Below are 18,522 nucleotides of genomic sequence, written 5' to 3'. Positions count from 1 at the left end.
TCAGCATCCTCCTTCATTTATTCTAAAAATCATATACTTCCTTCACTTTTTTAATAATATCTTTCGCATTAGGGAGCCAGTCTGCTTCAGCTGCACCAAATGGGTAAACGGAATCTGGTGCGGTAACTCTTGAAATAGGTGCTTCTAAATACATAAAGGCACGCTCCCCAATTTCTGACATTAATTGTCCCGTGACACCTGCCTGACGTTGTGCTTCTTGTGTCACCACAACACGACCTGTTTTCTTAACGGATGCAAGCACTGTGTCCATATCAATTGGTGCAATCGTTCTTAAATCAATAACTTCTACAGAAATTTCATGTTCTAATTCTTTAGCTGCTTTAAGTGCTTCACTAATCATAAGACCATACCCTATAACGGTTACATCAGATCCTTCACGTGTAACTGCTGCTTTATCTAAAGGTACACGATAATCTTCATCTGGAATGTCCTGTTTCATGGAGCGGTAAAGCTTCAAATGTTCTAAGAAAATAACCGGATCATTACTTTCAATCGCAGAAATAAGTAGCCCTTTGGCATCATATGGGTTACTTGGAATAACAATACGCATCCCCGGCACCTGTGCTAATATACCTTCTAAACTATCGGAGTGAAGTTCTGGTGTATGCACTCCACCGCCATATGGTGCTCTAACTGTAATTGGCATACTTCTTGTGTTTGCCATCCGGTAGCGCATTCGAGAAAATTGGGCTACAACTGGAGACATTGCTTCTAGAATAAATCCTAGAAACTGTATTTCAGGGACAGGTCTAAATCCTTCTGTAGCTAATCCTACAGACATACCTAGAATTCCTGATTCTGCTAATGGTGTATCAAATACACGATCCTCTCCATGTTTAGCTTGAAGCCCATCTGTAACCCTGAAAACACCACCGTTAGGTCCAATATCTTCACCAAACAATAAAACGTTTTCATCTTTACTTAATTTATAGTCCAGTGCATCATTAATAGCCTGTACCATTGTTTTTTTACTCATCTTCCTTCATCTCCCTTGCTTCGTATTCAGCAATTTGTTCTTGAATATTTTGAGGAGAAACTTCATACATGTTCTTCAAGAAATCAGACACTTTTTGTTTGTCAACTTGACCAATTGCTGCAACGGCGTCTTTAATCTCTTGCTTACAAGATTCTGCAACTTCTTTTTCTTGTTCTTCCGTCCATAAGCCTTTATTGCTTAAATACGTTCTCATTCTAACTAGGGGATCTTTTTGCTCCCATTCTCCTAGCTCCTCAGCTAAACGATAACGAGTTGGATCGTCAGACATCGTATGTGGTCCAAAACGGTAGGTTAACGCTTCTATAACGACAGGCCCTTGCCCTGCCAAGGCATGTTCACGAGCTGTAGAGACTGCTGCGTACATAGCAAGTGGGTCCATTCCATCTACTCGAATACCCGGAATTCCTGCCGCTACAGCTTTCTGTGCCAATGTTTCAGCGGCCGTTTGTTGTTCGACTGGTACCGAGATACCATATCCATTATTTTGAACAACGGCAACATAAGGAACCTGATAAGCACCAGCAAAGTTAATGCCCTCATAAAAGTCTCCTTGTGACGTTGCCCCATCACCACTTAATGACAATACGATTGATTTTTTATTTCGCTTTTTCATTCCAAATGCAACACCCATTGCGTGTGTAATGTGCCCACCAACAATCACTTGCGGTGCATAAGCTTGGAGATCTTCTGGATACTCATTTCCTTTCATATGCCCTTTATACCAAAGGAAAGCTTTTTCTAAAGGTAAGCCATGTAAAATAAGCGGTGCTAAATCTCGGTAGGTTCCTGCAAAAAAATCCTTCTCACCTAAGGCATATTGTGTAGCAATTTGACTAGCTTCTTGTCCTCCACCTGGAGCATAATTTCCTAAAGCTCCTTGACGGTTTAGTAATGTAACTCTTTTATCATATGTCCGGGCCCATACAAGTCTTTTCATTAATGTAGTCAGTTCTTCATCACTTAGCTTAGGTTCTAGGTCAGAATGCACAATTTCTCCTGATGGAGCTAGTACTTGGTAAAAAGGAAACGAATCTTTATATCCTTTTACAAGGCTAACTAAATCTAACTTTGTTGTACTTTTTTTAGACATGCGTTAACATTCCTTTCTGTTTTTACTGGTGAACCTCTTCACAATTCAACCTTAGCATTGATTGAAAGACTTGGATAATTGATAAATTTTATAGCCATATAGAAAACATTTAAGCGCTTACAATACAAAGCTTTGAAGACTTCTGTTCATTATTAGTGTCTAAATTATGAATGGTATTATTTGCTAATAAAAAGAAGGAGGAAGTTTTCTATTATTGCTCTCCGATTGTTTAGTATTGTTCTTTCCAAAGGAGATGACAAGAACAGAGACTCAAGCGCCCATTTAGCAACGTAGCGAGTGGAACAAATCAACTAAAGTTTTAGCAATTATGTCACTAAAACGGAAATGACGACGTTTTGGGCAAGCCAGTTTTAATCGACCTTCCTCTTAGGCACGAACCGATGATGACTTAGCTTAGGGCGATTGTAAAGTACCTAGTTGCTGGGCGATGGAGTCGGACGGGGCTGATTTGGTTATTTGGTTATCTTATAGCATCATAATTTTATACTTTCTTATCTTGCTAAAAAGGCGCACATCGCCCCGTAACGCCATTACTCCATTGCTTTCAGCAGATGCACATTTTTACTGCATTTACTTCATTATATTTTTTACTTTCGTTAGGTATAACCTATCTTCTAAATCAAAACAAACCTTTTTTAGAAATGCTTGGTTATTGCCAAGCTATCTAGCTATAAAATGTCATCGTTTTGCTTATTCTCTATAAAAATATTATATTTGCCTATCCTGTAAAAACTATGTTTCCTTCTTTATTGGGCACCAGTTTTATCATAGGCTAGATTCTTATCCTAGCCACTCTTTCATAATTCCCTTTAACTTTCATTTACGATCAGCCTTTTGCTATACCAAGGGATATGCTCCAACCATTGGCAGAGCGCGTTTATCGTTTTATTTCCTGTTTATTAGACCTTTTCTTTCCTATCCAGACTTGCCTTAGGCGCTATCACAGGTCTATTATTTGGCTATATAGCTTATGAACTTATAGTGGAAAATGGTAGAATAAGGGGAAATGTTGTCACTTATTCTATGGGGGGATGTAAGTTGGAATGAACACATGTTAAATTTGAAATATACTGCCGGAGGATTATATTAATTTTCAAACGAACCTGCTAATATTGCTTCATTACACAGCTATGTATGAACAAAGGCGCAAGCGTCCGGTTAGCAACGTAGCGAGTGGAGCGAATCAATTAAAGTTTTAGGAATCATGCTCCCTGCAACAGGAGTATGCCGGCGCCCTCCAGCAAGCCCGTCTTTAGCCGGCCTTCCTATTTAGTACGAACCGATGATGACTTATTCGTAGTGTAATTCGTGAAGTCGCCTAGTCGCTGGGCGCTGAAGCCGGCGGAGCCCGTTCGGTTGTTTGATTACGTCATAGCATCAAATTTCTTTTTAGAAAAACTTGGTTTTCCGCCAAGTCTCATAGCGGAAGCCTTCGTTTTTCTTAACTATAATCAATAATAATTTTTATACTCCCTATAGTGTAAAGAAAGGAATGTCGGTTACATGAAGAATCAAACAAAGAAGATTTATGGAAGCATTGTACTTACCCTACTTATTTTCTTACTCGCAGGATGTACAAATAGCATGGAGGAAGAATCAGAAGCGAAGAATTCAGAGAAAGATGTCACTACAGTATCGGAAACAGATAATAAGGAAGATCCTAAAAACAACGACTTAGAAAAAACGCCATCTAGCAACACATCTAATAAAGGGAAAACAGGTGAATCCAAAGATGCTTCTTCAGAAGACAACGCGGAAAAAGATACCTTATCCAATTATTCTACAGAGGAAATTGAATATGCACGTATTTGGCTACAGCTTGGGGCAATTAAAGATGTAGAGGAATTGAATATCCGCCATTTTTCCGCTGGGACACCACTTAACCCCAATGATGAAACAAGTGCGAGCTATCCCGAAGACGTCATTCAGTTATCTGGTAGCCGTTTAGTAGCGGGTTCCGTAACATATAGTAGCAATGGAGACGGAACAATAAATGTATATAACATCCCCTTACGATGGGACGGCAGCTACCCAACAGGAGAAGATTTTTACAAAGATTTGATTGAAAATACGGAGTTAGTGCGTGTAGATAGAGGAGAAGATAATAAAATTAGTGCGCTCATTAACAAAATGAATACTCTGTAAAGACAGTTCTCTAGTTTTTTAGAACCTAACATCATTTGGAATATGGAAGATACAGAAGAAAAACAGGAAGACATTAGTGAATGAAGGAGTTACTTATGAAACTATATAAGGAATTAAACATTCTAGAAGATAAAAAATTATACAATAAAATAAACCTATTTAGTATAGCGATCCTAATAATTACAACGGTTGCTGTGTTGGTAGCTCACACCATTATAATCGGAGAAGTTCGTTTATTCTTTTCTCTATCTACATTGGTGTGGGTACTAGGAGTAACGTTAGTCTCCTTACCGATTCATGAGTTTATTCATGGAATATTTTTCAAAGCCTTTTCTACATCTGGAAAAGTGAAGTATGGGTTTACAAAAGGGATGCTTTATGCGACGAACCCTGGACAAGTTTATACAAAGCGACAGTTTATGATCATTATTTTAGCCCCGTTTGTTATAAATAGTATACTATTTTGTCTTCTATTTATTTTTGGAATGGAAAGCACTGCTTTTTGGATTGTATTCATTCTCCATACAGCAGGATGTGCTGGTGACTTTTGGTATATTTATGAAATTATTAAAAATCCAAACATCACCCATTGTGAAGATACGCCAGTTGGCGCTAAATTTTTTGTAGCGTAATGGAAGAAAAACGTTTGGTGTGGGGAAAGGATAGAGGGCTTTTCCTGTATAAAAAATAATATAGCCCTGCTTTATCCTAATAGACGTGCAATTTGTAATCCGAGATTTTCTAAGGCTACAAACAATCAGTGGGCGATGAAAGGAATCTCCCACTGTTTTTGCATTCTACTATTCCATCAAATCCCAAAAATCTCGTCCATAACTTTTGTTTTTTAAATCAATATCAAAGCCTTTGTTTGGCATATTATCACCGACTTTAATTTGATATATTTCATTGCGCATGGGAGAACCAAATGAAAACTCCATTGTTTTATCACTAATACAAAATAGTGCTGCATAAACGGTTCCAAAACCTTCTTCATAATTTAGAGACGACACACCTTTTGGATACTCTGCTTTTAATATTGCCTTCATATCACCTTTGGTTACCAATTGTTTATTTGAAAAATATTGATCCATTGCTTCATAACGAACCACAGATTGTTTTAATATGGACAGTTCTTGAATTTTTACTTTTTCTAGCAATGCATGGTTTGTAGCTAAACTGTATCTACTTTCTTCTATTGTATGCCCCTTACTTCCATTATACGCTTCTAGAATTGCAACTTTCTCAAATCTATCAGCTATCAACAAATTCATATTAGATGCTATGGGTAATTCATAAAACAAATCAATAGCTTGTTCAATGGTTTGACAATTTTCCAATATAATTCGGACAACCACCATAAAATTTAAACCATCTACTTTAGCTTTTAACATTCCTGGGTGGTTTCCAACTGGTACACCACACGAAGCAAAGGTTACACATAGACCATACTCATTTAAACCATCACTTCTACCGAATGTTGAAACAGAAAAACCTGTATGAGAGTACTTATTATCTGCATTCGTAGAACATAGCCTCATATCAGATATATTCGGGCTTAAATCATACGTTCTAAAAACATAAATTTTTTCATCAACTGTCATTTTCGGTGTAATAGCCGCCAAGCTACAACCACCACCCATTAAATAACTATCTTGTATAAATCTTAATTCTTCTACATCCCTATTGAAATAATCAGAAACCCCTTGTAATTCGTCTATCAATTCTGGACAATACATATTAAAATTTTCTAAAGTATCTTCCGCACGAGCTTTACTTTTCTTATGATCTTCAAACAACATTTTTTGTATGTTTGGAATAACACTTAGATCTTTTCCTTGATTGTATCCTATTTCATATGAAGTTCCTTCTAGATAAACAAAGCTTCCTTTTCCCTTCATTGCCATTTCCTCCTTCGCTTTTCTATAAAAATAATAAACCCTCCAGTAACTGGAGGGTAAATACGTAAATTTTTATAATTTCAACATTACTTTGGTCTTAAAATTATTAGGATCTGCATCTTTTAATGGTTTTACACATAACATATCATCCATTTCTTGAGGAACCAAACCCTCCATATATTCTTCAATAAAAAAAGAATCTGTTACAATTAAATCTTTCAATTGGTCATAAGCTACCGTTAAATCAGAATACAAACCAACAAAATCAACACATGCATATTCTCCATTAGGGATAATTTTTACTTCATTCTCTAAAGTATTATTTAATATATCTCCATCTATTTCAAACATGACTTCTGTTTCTTGTGATAATGGATTGTCCCATTCGTGCCATATAGTCATCAAATTCCCTTTTATTTTACAATTGTATGCATACACTTTTTGAAATAAGCGCTCGACTAACTGATCCATTTGATGTATTTCAATCTTCTCTTTTATACTAATAACTGTTATAGACGAACGATATTCAAAATAAACTGAACTGATATGATATTTTTTTTCAAAATAAGGCTTAGAATATCTTAATATATCATCTATTTCACTAATAATGCTTTCTAATTGACTTTTTCTAACAATGACATCGTTTCGTTTCTCTATCAATTTTTGATTTAAATCCTTTTTTATGCTTCCATTTATTATTTCCTTTATTTCATTTAAAGAAAAACCGAGACTCTTTAAAGCTTTTATGCGCTCCACCTGAGAAATCTTTTGGTAGTCATAATACCTATACCCTGTTGTTTTATCAACAACAGAAGGCTTTAACAAGTCGATGCTATCATAATATCGGAGTGTTTTGATCGGCACATTGCTAATATTAGAAAACTTCCCAATAGAATAAATAACTATCACCACAATTTTCAATTAATATATCCATTATAACAAAATTTAATTTAGTGTAGATATTATATTTGCTGAAGTACCTTTCAGAATAATTTTTGCTGCACAAAATTATAGGGAAGTTTTAAATAGTTTTCGTCCCGCTTTTACTAATTTTTAAAGCGTACGGTGGACGACTTTAATCATTTGTACAACCTTTTATACCACCTTTATCGGAAAAGTGTATCAATCATTGTGACGTGCTTACCACTTATGGGAAGAATGTGTTTATGTGTTGACCCAAAAAAAAGGAAGTTATTTTTATTAATTTACATACTTTACAACATCCATTGGCGAGCCATACATGTTTATTTTGTAAAGAAAATGAGGTATAACTATATATAGAAGATTATACGATAATAAAAGACCGCCCATGCTAGTACACGGAACAGTCTGATGTGTAACAGTCCTTCAAAAGGTAGCTTACATTGTAGAATTAAAAAGTAACCACCCAAATGCTTGTTAGGCGTTCAATGGGGGTTACTTTTTTTGTTGTGAAAGTATGGTAACAATTGAGGTTGAGAAAGAGATCATCACTGTTTTATCAATACCTTTTCATAAAAAAAGCGTGAATTTAAAAATATTATTTCCCTATATATATGTATTCAAAGCATAAATGTATACCCCCCCCCCGTTCCACCAAATTATTAAAGGGCAATTGTATGGGTTAAATAATAGTTATTAGAAGCGCTGCTCCACATGCAACCATTAAAGCTATTGAACGTCCTATTTGGCTCTTACTTGTATTTCGTTTTTGTTTCATTGCCACAAAAAGCATAATAAGACCATGCAATATTCCAACTACAAAAATAAATTGTAATACTGGTGAGTACATTATAAATATCTCCTTCTGTGTAAGTGGAATGTTCAACAAAATGCTCCGATGGTTGACCATCTTTAACTTTATATTTTTCTAACGCTATTTAATGAGAAAATATATATTTCATCATATATCTTTCCAAGTTGAACCTTTAATTTATCTTTAAAGCTCTTTATTTTCCTGCATCTCTACACTCTTCAATATCCCAATGAGACCAGCCTTCTTGTTGTTTTGAAGTATTTCTATTGTTAAGCTTAGCTTGTGATTAGACTAGAAAGATTGATTCAGAAATAAAGATTTATTACAAAAATTGCATTAATTTAAACATGCTTAAATAGTTAACTCAACTTTTGCCTACCAAATTAGGCATGTAACCCTTGTTATATCTAGGTAAACCTGCTCTCCATTGCGTACTTGTCCTTTAATTAAATTTTTGGGGCTCTTGTTGGTATGTTTTATGGCATTATCAAGAATCTCGATTAATTGCTGTAAAGCCTCAGCCCAATCCAGTGAATTTAATAAAGAAAAGTCCACAAGGCATAAAAGTTGCGCCATCTGACAATCCCAAGGCCAACATACGAAACCAATTCTTATGTTCAAAGATGAGACGAAAGATTAATTGGAAAATAAAAGCGCTGGAAAAGCCAAAAGACTTAGTAATACCAACATGGCGCAAGGGTTTTAGAACACCTAATTCTTTAAATAACGAATTCACTTCAGTGCTTATTTGGGTCATTATTTACTATCATAGTAGGAGACACACTTCTTGGTAGTGTAGTTTTGATTAATTCCACTATACCATATGTTGCGGTGTTTATTCTTGCCTAAAATATCTTGTCAAGGGATGTATTACAGTAACTCCAAGCACCTGAGCTCATTAAATGTAGTGATTTTTTTAGGTGCGAAAGTTGAGTAATTAATGTTTTGTTCTATAATATTCAGCTTGTATCTCAGACATTAGATACAAGTTTCTAATCCTTTATAGTAAATAATAATGTGCCAGAAATTCACGGTCATTTAAAACCAAATCATAAGGCGCTTTTATGTTTGACCATGTTGCGGACTTTTCATCCCAACCGCCTCTTTCTTCTGTTCCATTTATACATGGCAAAACTCTATTACACCACTTCCCATAATAGCTTCTCTTATCTATTCGTATAATAACGTTAAGCATTTTTCTTCATCCCTAGTGTCGCGTTCTTCATGTTTTAGAGGTAGTAAGTTATGACTAACAGCGACTTGATACTTAAATGACAAACAAGAGCATAATTAACGCGCTTCCTTATCTCTGCATCATAGTTTGCTTCAAAAAATAAACCAGTTGCATCTATTTCATCTTTGAAAATATTTGACTGTGCAGGGGATATTAGTTTGGAACCAACAACTTCTGTTCTTAATTTTTTTGTAGAAGCAATATAAAAGTATTGCGCCATTCTTTTCCTCCTAATATTTATTCACTTTAGATGATATTTTCTGTATATAAAAGGAATAATGTTCAAAAATGATGTACAAAGTGATAAAATATGGAAAAGAGGTGTGGCAATTGAAGATGCTAAGATTACCTTTTGTTCGTACACTTATATTTTGTATTTTAGTTCTCTTTTTACTAGTTACAAATAAATTAACCGTTTTGAATTTTTTCGTTTTAGGGGGTTTATACTCTCTTATTGAATCACTTATGGCAAAAAAGGAACTTGATGTAGAGACAGGCAATAAATGGATGGATATTGGATGGGTATTTATTTTACTAACGACCATGATTTTAGTTATCATTCATACCTTTTAAACAAAGCCGATCCATGTACAATACAGACTTTCACTAAAAGGAAGCTTTAAAATAATATAAACACCACTATTTAACTAAATGGTTAAAATATACTTTCTTGTAAGGATATTGTTACCCAGATCATTTTTAAGTTAATTAAACAGTCAAATAAATATTGCATTATAAACATCCATTGGTGCGTCATACATGTTTATTTTGTAACGAAAATGAGGTATACTATATATAGAAGATCATATGATAATAAAAGACCGCCCATGCTGGTACATGGAACGGTCTAATGTGTAATAGCCCTTCAAGGGGGTAGCTCACATGTTTTGTGGTTAAAAAGTAACCAACCAAAATGCGGCTAGGCATTCATCGGGTGGTTACTTTTTTTGTTGTGACAGTATAGCTACAACTAAGGTTGAGAAAGAGATCATCAACACCAATGTTTCAAATACTGTCATACTATCACCCCCTTTCTTCAAAAAGGGGTGAACTACCACCCATGAAAGCCCTATTACACTTACAGCAAGTATAACAAACTATTCAATCTTTTCACATCATTTTTAAATCATCTGCTTTTATCGTATTCTTTTGTCGTTTTATTTTTAACTCATCATGTATATCTGTTTAGGTTAAAGTTACACCCAGCTTATAAAGCATCATTTGGTGCTTTTCCTAAACTGAAAATAACTACTTTTCCACGAGTTCTTTCCTTATTTAGTTTTAGCACTTGTTCCTTTATGAATATCATCTCTTTACAGCATGAACGAAATGAATGGTCTCAAAAGCTGATAAATAATCCGTTCTATTTTTAAAATAAAGCTCATTTATCGAATCTGGTGTCAAATGCTCATAAATTAGCAAGCCCGATTTTTCCAACATACGCTCTATTTCAATATAAGTGAATGCTGATTTCATTGGCTCTCCGCTTGCCGAAGCCATTTTCACCATGTTTTCAACTCGATTAGACACGCCCTTTTCTTGAAAAAGTGTTTCATCAGCAAAATCAAAAACAATAGAACTACCTTCCGGGATGCCCGCAAATAAGTCTTTTATCAAATTTTCGTTACTCTCTTTATTGAGATAATAGGAAACCCCCAAAAAGCTAAAGAATGTTTTTTATGATTAAACCCTTTTTCTGTTAAGCCTTGCTTCTTTTTTATCAATTAATATATCCAAGCAAGGATAACCTCTTGACTCTAACGTCACGTTAAACTTTATGCTTAAAATAAGGAGGTGTTTCAAATGAGCATCGATTATAAAATAGTTAACTCATTAAAACAATATGAAAGATTACTTCAAATTACCAATTCGGAAGAGAGGAAAGATTTCTTTCGCTATATGATGATGCTGCCACTTGAAAAAATGTGGAAATTAATTAATGTCCCTATAAAAGCGAAGAAAGAAAATGGTTATGACGTTTTAATGGCTACGAAAATGCTTGGTTATGCAGACATTTCTGATGATAAAACCATTAAAGAAGCACTCACTATTTTAAAAGGTATTAATGCTTATGCAGTAGCAGAAAATACGATTAAAACATGTATAGATAAAGCTGTTCATGCAGGTTTGAAAATAAATGCTAAGGAAATAAAATTAGGACTGTATATTTCTGATCCTGAAAAATTAAAACTATCAAATGGCTATACAGGGTTTGGAGGCATACCTGGATTTATTACGGTAAATATATATCCAAATCATTATAATTTGCCGAGAATCCCAGCGGTAATAGCTCATGAATTTCATCATAATATACGTTTTTCTTATTTTGATTGGGATTACGGAAATGTTACAGTAGCTGATTATCTCGTTATAGAGGGGTTAGCTGAATCATTTGCAAGAGAGTTATATGGAGCAGAGCAATTAGGCCCTTGGGTTACAAGTATGAATAAAGAAGAAGTAGAGTATTCCACCAATGTTATTAGAGAAGCGCTTGAGTTAAAGGGGTTTGCAGAGGTAAGCAGCTATATGTTTGGCGATGAAATTGCTGCGCAAGAAGGGTATCAACCTGTTGGTCTTCCTTTCTGCGCTGGTTATGCAGTAGGATATAAAGCTGTTCAAGCTTATATGAAAAAGTATAACAAAACCATATACGAAGCAACCTTAGCTTCAACAGATGACATAATTAATGGTTGTGAATTGTTTGCCACATAAATTTCTTTGTAAAATAGCTTATCACATAAAAGCACAGATATCGTTCTGTGCTTTTTATCCTTGGATATTTATAGCTGAAAATTTTATAGGTAATGGTCTGCCTAACGCGTATAGAGCAAATTCTACAAGCTAGGTCAGGGATTATAGTTATTCCAAAAAGCCGCTCAACCTCTGCAATTGGGTCAAAATTGGTTCGCATAAATTTTTAAAGTCCTCTCCAAAAGATAGAAAAATGATTGGGACGTTTTTGGAGCTTCGTAGTGGTTAAACAGGAATTACAGCTGTTTTAAAGGGCAATTATAACTTTGTTATGTCACAATCGCGCCCGTTAGCAAAGCGAAAAAAATTAATCATTTGCCGATGAGGAAGTGATCCTTAAATAATATCCATCTGGATCCATTATTCTGAAACCCTCCAATCCCAAGGTCTTTTGGTCCTTTCATTCTGTATTGGATATTCTTTAGAGACTACGTTGTTATATGCTTAATGTAAATCTTCAACTTCCAAAACTATTTCTATTCCTAAACCAACTTGTTGACCATGAAGGTCACTAAGTGAATGATTTTGAGACAAATTTCCCATTTTCTCCAAACCTAAAACTACATCATCATTCCTAACAGATATGTAGCTTTTATTAGCATTCATATCTTTAGGAAGCTGAAAGCCTAACACATCATATAAAAATTGATGGACTTTTCTATATCTGCCACGAACAATTCTAGTCTTAATTTCATTTTATCTCCGTTTCCCCATATTTTGTTACGTTTAAAATTACCGGTATGTTTGAATCAACTCAAGTATTTGATAATAGTAGATTCGTCATCCTAATTTTATATTTTTTATAAACAACTCATTATAGTATTACCGAAAGACCTGATATCAGATAAATAATCATATCCTTCTGGTGAACCAAAACTATTAAACATGCGAACAGCAACCAAGTTTTCACGGGGAATTACTAATAAATTAACACCTGTATAACCCAGTATTTGATATGAATCTTTCGGAACTCTTTCACCTATTTCCGATTTCTTTGTAGGTAAATCTTTTACAAACCATAAGAAACCATTTTGCGGTAGACTTTTATCTATACTTCTTGGGCTTTGTACAGATGTAGCCAATTGTATAATTTCTTTTGGTACAGTTTGTCTTCCGTCTATATTTCCTTGTTTAAGGTGCAAATAACCCCAAAAAGCCAATTCACGTGCTGACACATACATATTCATCTTGTCGCCTTCTGTGCTTTCAGGAGTTTTCCAATTTGTATCTTTCTTATCACGAAGTATTACATCAACAAGTTTTTCGTGTTTGTGCGCATACCAATTTGATTCAGAGAATGCTAACGGCGTAAACACATTTTCGTTAACTATTTCGGACACCGTTTTCCCTGTAGCCCTCTTAACAATTTGAGTTAAAGCATGAACTCCAACCTGTCTATATGCCCAGTTTCGCCCAACAGGATACTCGCGAAAAACAGTTTCTTCCTTTTGATTCAAACCGTGAGTATGTGTTAATAAATGTCTGATTTTAGTATTTTTCCAAATGGCATCTTCCAATTCTGGCAGGTATGTTAATACCGGATCATCTATACTTTGTATGTAACCGTAATAATTGGCATATGCAACAGCAAAACCAATATAGCTTTTTCGTACAGAGGCTACGTGAAATTGAGTATCTTCTTGAACATCACTTGCATTTGGTTTGTTTGATTTTTTCCCAATATATTCTTCTAAAACAATGGCATCATTATGAATAACAAATACAGCAGCTCCAGAACAAATCAATTGGTTAAATGTATTAATAACGTGGTCTAATATGAAAGAAAAATTATTATTACCTTTATACTTAGGAAATAATTAAAGCACCTCCAATCCCTTGCAAATACTCGTAAAGACTTGTTAGCTGATATCTTCATTAATGAAAGTAAGTCTTACAGCACTTTAGTAGATCTGTCTTTTAATTGTTATTTAAACTTCCTGTACCTCTAATAAATTCTACAAAAAAGAGTCCTTATCCTTTTTTAAGAATAATACTCACTAATAAATATGGAATTATTACAACTTATTATGCTAATTGTTTGCATGTACATAAACACCCCCCCTCTATATTAGGATAGATGTCGTTCACAGTTTAATTTACATATTATAACAGATTTAAGATCCTTTTTTCAATTGCCCTTTATCATCACAATAATATTGATTTTTATAAAAAACTTCAATTTTATTAAAATAAACTTTAGTTTTGTTTATTTTTATGTTAAAGTTTTCTTAAACATTATAAAGGGGTGTATAAATGGGTATAAAAGATGTTCCTGGTTGGATATTGTCATTGAATGAAGAAGATCTGGAATTCATTAAGAAATTTGTTATGCAATCAGGTTCCTTAAAAAAAATCGCGAAAATTTATGATGTATCTTATCCAACAGTGAGGATTAAGCTGGATAGGTTAATTGAGAAAATAAAATTAAATGATGATACGGATAATGAGGAATTTATTCAGTTTATTAAAAAACTATCAATAGATGACCGGATTAACTTAGAAGAAGCAAAACTAATTATTGAAAAATATAAACAGGAAAAAGGTGACAGATAATGTTTGGTTTTGGTTTTTTTGATGCTTTTATTGCTGCTGGAGTATTTGGTTTGCAATACTTTTTATCAAGCAGAAATAGTGTTTACTTGGGAGGATTAATTCCATTATTATTCGTGGTTTGGCGTACTTGGACATTCGTTAATGAAAATGAAAAGTTGCTCCATTATGTCTTAATTCTTTCAGTTGGTCTAGCCTTTCTTATTGGCGGATGGCATGAGGGAAGAAATGTTGTTCGTGAAAAGAGGAAACAGGAATTGAATAAAATGAAATCCTATGACATGAAGTAAATAACTAAAAAGAGTGTGGATAAGGTTCTGCATAAAACTGCAACAATTACGTTGTTATGCCAGTTTTTTACTTTCTAATTCGATTATGAGTTGCTCAACAAGGACAATGGATTACTCTTTATTAAGAGAGCAAAATACATGTGAATTTTCTACATTTTAGACCAACGTATAAAATAAGAAATCCCTCAACCGCAGACGATTGAGGGATTCCAAAAACTTGTATAATTACGTTTTGAGAACTGTGGTTGATTGTAAAATAAGGGATTTAACGTGATTTTGTATATTACCTGTATATTACGTGTGTTTATCCACAGAATTTCAGACAAATGTGTATAACTATTTTAAATACGGTTTTAAGTTTTCTTGTATTTAAATATATCTCTTAATATCCACCCAAGGGGTTGAAATACAATAGGAGCTTTTTAGAACTAACAATTAAAATAATCCTTTAAGAACTCAAAAATGTGCCTTTCGCTGATTAAAATGAAATAAGGTTGGACATACTGAAAACTATCAAAATAAAGTGTTAGGTAGTTTTCATATGTTAATAGTTAATTTATTATTTGTAATCCCCTTAAAACTTCTGTCCGCAAATCACCCTCAATATTCCTATTCTTATACTCATCCAATAAAAGAACTATTCTCTGAATATAAGTATCTGAATCCTCTATACATTTCGCAAAGCAATCCATAAAATGATCTACTAATGTATCATCAACTAAAGCAATTGGTTCTGGATAATATTTGACGCCTTCTCTTTCAAATGCTTTTCTACTAGTATAAGCAACAGCATCAATAACACAGTTCCAAGCTAAGACATCTGTTTCATTATCAGATATCTCTTGGATTATTGTTATACCATTTTCCTCATTAACTAATAATTCATAAAGAATATCCCCTATATTTTCTTTACCTTTTAGCCATCCCCAACATTTATATATAACTTCCTGTGCTAAAATTTGATCTTCCTTTTGAGAAAATAACGACAAAACTTTTTCTGAAAGTCCAAGAAAAAATATTACTTTACCATCTTCTGTTAAACTACTAAAGTTAGTATTAACCATAATTAACCTCCAACTAATCAATATAATTTCCATTTTTAATCATTAGATTAAGCCTACCAGTTACTTTAATGCTTTCATCAATTTCCGATGTTACTATAATTTTTAGATTAGGGTATTTTAAACTTAATTGCTTTAACACACCAGGCGGAACTTTATCGTTTGCTAATCCTTGATAACACTTTCTACATACACCTGAAGGATTCGATTGATGAAGTTTTAATGTTCCTGTTACATCTTCTGGTTTTATACCTGCATTTATTACTGCTGAATCAAATTCATTCAGAACCCCTTCCTCTGCATGCCTAGTGAACAAAGGGTTAGACCCTGGGGCTTTAATATTTCTGTCAGGCATTACTTCATCTAAATCGGGTAATCCAGCTTCTTTTCGTACTTTCGGCGATCCTCCTTCAAAATTCGAATCTTCTAATCCTTTTACATCAGTTTTTCCAACTGCCACTGTTTCAGTTTCTGGAACGTTCCATTTTTTCCTTAGTGCATTTATATCAGCTTTACCAATATCAATCTTACTTTCTTTACCGGCACCCTTAGTCTCTATCCTTTCCCCTCTGCCATTCTTCACATTAACCATTTGCGGATTGACGTGACTTTCAACATCTTTATCTCTAAGTATAAAAGTTGCGCCATCAGTTGAAAGTGCATAGTCTTTACCAAAAGTGAACTTCTCTGTCACTTTAACCATTCCAGCTTTAGCTGCATCTACCTTTTCCCGGTAATAATTACCACTAAAAGGCTTACTATCCAATAATTTCGGCGCTCTTCTTGCTGCCCCTGCGCCTAGTTTGGCAACGCCTGATGCTCCTTTAACAGCCCAGGCACTTGGTATCAAGGCAGGCAGTGCAGCACCAGTAACGTACATAACTCCTTCACTTTCCACAGTATCTGTGAAGGCTTGGGCAGTTGATTCTACTGCACGCATAGGGTCTTGTAAGAATTGTATCGCAGCTCGTGTGTAGGCATCAACTGTTTCATCTGCACTTTCTTTTAACCAAGATGGCTCCACAGGATCAGGTACAACGCCAGATACGGCGACAACACCTGCATCCTTAACTACGGTTAGTAGTCCCGTGACCATGCCCGCAATGCTGTTGACAATTCCTTTTTCAAAATCATCGACAGCTTTGTTTACACTACTGACAACATCCATGACACCTTCAAAGAAATTCGTATATTTCCTTTTTACGTTTCCGGCCAAGTTATTGTATTCATCATCCGCATTTTCAAATCTTTTCACTTTGGAATGATATAAATCCCATAGCTCGTCCATATTACGTTCTAGCTTTTTTCTTGTTGCTTCAATACTCGTTTGGATTCGCTCCATATGACGTCGGTTGATCTCACTTGCTTCTTTTTCCGCATCCGTTGGGTCATCAAACATGCCGAAAAATGAAGCAGGTTGCTGATAGCTTTTGTTTAATGCCTTAAACAGATTATTCGTTATACCCCCCTCTATTTGCTTTAAATTCGCCCAAATATCATTACGATCCACACGCATCATCGTATTCCTTGAAATCGGTGAGATATATCTCGTCGTGTCTGTTACATAATTTTCAAACAGGGATAAAAGGTCATTGATCTGTGTTTCATAATTAGCAATTTTTTCTTTCGAGCTGCTAATGTTCTGATCCCATGCTTCAACACTTTTCCCCTCATTTGTTTGCACAAAGGTACTCACTTTATTAAGTGAATCGTCCATTTTTTCTAAAGCACGCTTATATGTCCGAAGTTCACCTATAATATCATCTAACACCCCATAATTAATTTGTAAGTCACGCTTCACAAACTATCCCCCTTCTCCCTCTCCTTTTAAATCCCCTCGTTATGAAGACATTGCAGTTTTTTTCCTCTATATAAATCTTAATGGTAAAATAACCCATACACCATGCGTCTTTTTCCTTGTTTTTATATAGGTTATTTTTACTATTTAAACTTTGTTGGTCTTTATTTGAGTAACTAAAAACACCATCTCTTGTAACTAATTTCATTTATAGTCACAGAAATGGTACCGTTAATAAAAAGATGATGTCCTCACTTCATTTTATCCACACATCCATAATGCACTCAAAAGGCAAACGTTGCCCAACAATGTTTATGTATTTATTTTGCTTATTGATACTGGTTATCTTACCTTTTACTTTATAAAAATCGTGCTTATTGAAATACTTTAGTTCGACAGTTAAGTCATTTACTCCAGCCATTAACAGTTTATTGTTTATTTCCTCTTGCTGCTGTTCATCCAAAATTAGCTTCTCTTTATAGTCCTGTTCTTCCCACATCTCCTGCAACATCTCTATATGTTCTGGCATCATGATAGATGTCCATTTTATTGTACCTCGATCATTAACCATTATGAAACAACCTTCTTTCTTACTTTTCCAGCGGATAAAATATTTTCAATGTTAAATGTTCGCACTTGTTTACGATAAAAGCAATAGGCTAAAATACTATTTTCTTTTATCTCCAATACACGTACGTAGCGTTCAGTTACTTGATTATTGCTATCCATATAAAAGATGATGATCTTTTGCTTGTTATCTAATGAATTTTTAAATAAGCCTAACATGATTACACCACCTTAGAACATTTGTTCTTAGCATACCATAAAAACGAACAAATGTACGTGTTATTTTATGGAAAACAAAAAATACCACCTCCCCGTAACTTATTTCGATAATAGTTACTGGAGGTGGTTTAAAACATAACATTAA

Annotated in this window: 20 protein-coding genes and 2 pseudogenes; 6 read left to right on the top strand and 16 right to left on the bottom strand. The window is 34.4% G+C overall.

Features of this window, described 5'->3' with window-relative positions; translation table 11 throughout:
• Positions 1 to 22 precede the first annotated feature (22 nt).
• Positions 23 to 997, bottom strand: a complete 975-nt coding sequence (locus BUB45_RS15920; RefSeq protein WP_073011968.1) for an alpha-ketoacid dehydrogenase subunit beta — start codon at positions 995 to 997, stop codon at positions 23 to 25.
• Positions 990 to 2,108, bottom strand: a complete 1,119-nt coding sequence (pdhA, locus tag BUB45_RS15915) for a pyruvate dehydrogenase (acetyl-transferring) E1 component subunit alpha (RefSeq protein WP_073011965.1) — start codon at positions 2,106 to 2,108, stop codon at positions 990 to 992. Before pdhA ends, BUB45_RS15920 begins: the two co-directional genes overlap by 8 nt.
• Positions 2,109 to 3,632: 1,524 nt before the next feature.
• On the opposite strand from pdhA, the gene BUB45_RS15910 reads away from it, so the two are divergent.
• Entirely contained in the window at positions 3,633 to 4,274 is a 642-nt protein-coding gene (locus BUB45_RS15910; RefSeq protein WP_073011963.1) for a hypothetical protein, read from the top strand.
• A gap of 95 nt (positions 4,275 to 4,369) precedes the next feature.
• A complete protein-coding gene (locus BUB45_RS15905; protein WP_170861775.1) occupies positions 4,370 to 4,906 on the top strand; it encodes a DUF3267 domain-containing protein in 537 nt (178 codons plus the stop codon).
• Positions 4,907 to 5,074: 168 nt separating this feature from the next.
• On the opposite strand, the gene BUB45_RS15900 is transcribed toward BUB45_RS15905, so the two are convergent.
• From BUB45_RS15900 to BUB45_RS15880, 6 genes and pseudogenes are all read right to left on the bottom strand, one after another.
• Positions 5,075 to 6,172 carry a C45 family autoproteolytic acyltransferase/hydrolase gene (locus tag BUB45_RS15900; protein WP_170861774.1) on the bottom strand — a complete coding sequence of 366 codons (1,098 nt, stop codon included), beginning with the start codon at positions 6,170 to 6,172 and terminating at the stop codon, positions 5,075 to 5,077.
• 72 nt (positions 6,173 to 6,244) lie between these two features.
• The gene (locus tag BUB45_RS15895; protein WP_280157540.1) at positions 6,245 to 7,081 is read right to left on the bottom strand and encodes a MerR family transcriptional regulator; all 837 of its coding nucleotides are present in this window, start codon (positions 7,079 to 7,081) and stop codon (positions 6,245 to 6,247) included.
• A gap of 694 nt (positions 7,082 to 7,775) precedes the next feature.
• Positions 7,776 to 7,943: a hypothetical protein gene (locus tag BUB45_RS19975; protein WP_170861773.1), complete on the bottom strand. Its 168-nt coding sequence runs from the start codon at positions 7,941 to 7,943 to the stop codon at positions 7,776 to 7,778.
• A gap of 556 nt (positions 7,944 to 8,499) precedes the next feature.
• Positions 8,500 to 8,664, bottom strand: a pseudogene (locus BUB45_RS20805) (IS4 family transposase); the annotation flags it as partial.
• A 243-nt stretch (positions 8,665 to 8,907) separates the two neighbouring features.
• Entirely contained in the window at positions 8,908 to 9,102 is a 195-nt protein-coding gene (locus BUB45_RS15885; RefSeq protein WP_073011950.1) for a hypothetical protein, read from the bottom strand.
• 34 nt (positions 9,103 to 9,136) lie between these two features.
• Entirely contained in the window at positions 9,137 to 9,361 is a 225-nt protein-coding gene (locus BUB45_RS15880; RefSeq protein WP_073011947.1) for a hypothetical protein, read from the bottom strand.
• Between the two features lie 116 nt (positions 9,362 to 9,477).
• On the opposite strand from BUB45_RS15880, the gene BUB45_RS15875 reads away from it, so the two are divergent.
• Positions 9,478 to 9,714 (top strand): hypothetical protein, encoded by a 237-nt coding sequence (locus BUB45_RS15875; RefSeq protein ID WP_244527753.1) that lies wholly within the window; start codon positions 9,478 to 9,480, stop codon positions 9,712 to 9,714.
• Positions 9,715 to 10,079: 365 nt separating this feature from the next.
• Here BUB45_RS15875 and BUB45_RS20800 read toward each other — a convergent pair whose 3' ends face one another.
• On the bottom strand, positions 10,080 to 10,160 hold the full coding sequence (locus BUB45_RS20800) for a putative holin-like toxin (protein WP_367946665.1): 81 nt from the start codon (positions 10,158 to 10,160) through the stop codon (positions 10,080 to 10,082).
• A gap of 286 nt (positions 10,161 to 10,446) precedes the next feature.
• Positions 10,447 to 10,818, bottom strand: a pseudogene (locus tag BUB45_RS15870) (class I SAM-dependent methyltransferase); the annotation flags it as partial.
• Between the two features lie 126 nt (positions 10,819 to 10,944).
• On the opposite strand from BUB45_RS15870, the gene BUB45_RS15865 reads away from it, so the two are divergent.
• The gene (locus tag BUB45_RS15865) at positions 10,945 to 11,853 is read left to right on the top strand and encodes a DUF2268 domain-containing putative Zn-dependent protease (RefSeq protein ID WP_073011944.1); all 909 of its coding nucleotides are present in this window, start codon (positions 10,945 to 10,947) and stop codon (positions 11,851 to 11,853) included.
• 483 nt (positions 11,854 to 12,336) lie between these two features.
• Here the strand turns inward: BUB45_RS15865 and BUB45_RS20255 are convergent, their stop codons facing one another.
• Together BUB45_RS20255 and BUB45_RS15855 are read right to left on the bottom strand one after the other, a co-directional pair.
• Complete coding sequence (locus tag BUB45_RS20255) at positions 12,337 to 12,525, bottom strand: hypothetical protein (RefSeq protein WP_084723752.1); 189 nt, start codon at positions 12,523 to 12,525, stop codon at positions 12,337 to 12,339.
• 167 nt (positions 12,526 to 12,692) lie between these two features.
• Positions 12,693 to 13,637, bottom strand: coding sequence for a serine hydrolase domain-containing protein (locus BUB45_RS15855; protein ID WP_244527750.1), 945 nt, complete (start codon positions 13,635 to 13,637; stop codon positions 12,693 to 12,695).
• A gap of 508 nt (positions 13,638 to 14,145) precedes the next feature.
• Here BUB45_RS15855 and BUB45_RS15850 point away from each other — a divergent pair.
• Both BUB45_RS15850 and BUB45_RS15845 read left to right on the top strand, forming a co-directional pair.
• Complete coding sequence (locus tag BUB45_RS15850) at positions 14,146 to 14,445, top strand: DUF2089 family protein (protein ID WP_073011938.1); 300 nt, start codon at positions 14,146 to 14,148, stop codon at positions 14,443 to 14,445.
• Entirely contained in the window at positions 14,445 to 14,732 is a 288-nt protein-coding gene (locus BUB45_RS15845) for a hypothetical protein (protein ID WP_073011935.1), read from the top strand. The genes BUB45_RS15850 and BUB45_RS15845 overlap by 1 nt, the downstream gene beginning before the upstream one ends.
• 551 nt (positions 14,733 to 15,283) lie before the next feature.
• Here BUB45_RS15845 and BUB45_RS15840 read toward each other — a convergent pair.
• The 4 genes from BUB45_RS15840 to BUB45_RS15825 form a co-directional block, all read right to left on the bottom strand.
• Positions 15,284 to 15,796, bottom strand: coding sequence for an Imm6 family immunity protein (locus tag BUB45_RS15840; protein ID WP_073011933.1), 513 nt, complete (start codon positions 15,794 to 15,796; stop codon positions 15,284 to 15,286).
• Positions 15,797 to 15,809: 13 nt separating this feature from the next.
• A complete protein-coding gene (locus BUB45_RS20490; protein WP_244527749.1) occupies positions 15,810 to 17,594 on the bottom strand; it encodes a hypothetical protein in 1,785 nt (594 codons plus the stop codon).
• Between the two features lie 253 nt (positions 17,595 to 17,847).
• Positions 17,848 to 18,162, bottom strand: coding sequence for a YolD-like family protein (locus tag BUB45_RS15830; RefSeq protein ID WP_084723750.1), 315 nt, complete (start codon positions 18,160 to 18,162; stop codon positions 17,848 to 17,850).
• Positions 18,162 to 18,377: a WYL domain-containing protein gene (locus BUB45_RS15825; protein ID WP_073011928.1), complete on the bottom strand. Its 216-nt coding sequence runs from the start codon at positions 18,375 to 18,377 to the stop codon at positions 18,162 to 18,164. Before BUB45_RS15825 ends, BUB45_RS15830 begins: the two co-directional genes overlap by 1 nt.
• Positions 18,378 to 18,522: the final 145 nt, after the last annotated feature.

Source organism: Virgibacillus chiguensis (genome assembly GCF_900129865.1).
Taxonomy (GTDB): domain Bacteria; phylum Bacillota; class Bacilli; order Bacillales; family Amphibacillaceae; genus Virgibacillus; species Virgibacillus chiguensis.
The sequence above is the reverse complement of the archived record's forward strand: the minus strand, read 5'-3'. Positions and strand labels throughout refer to the sequence as shown.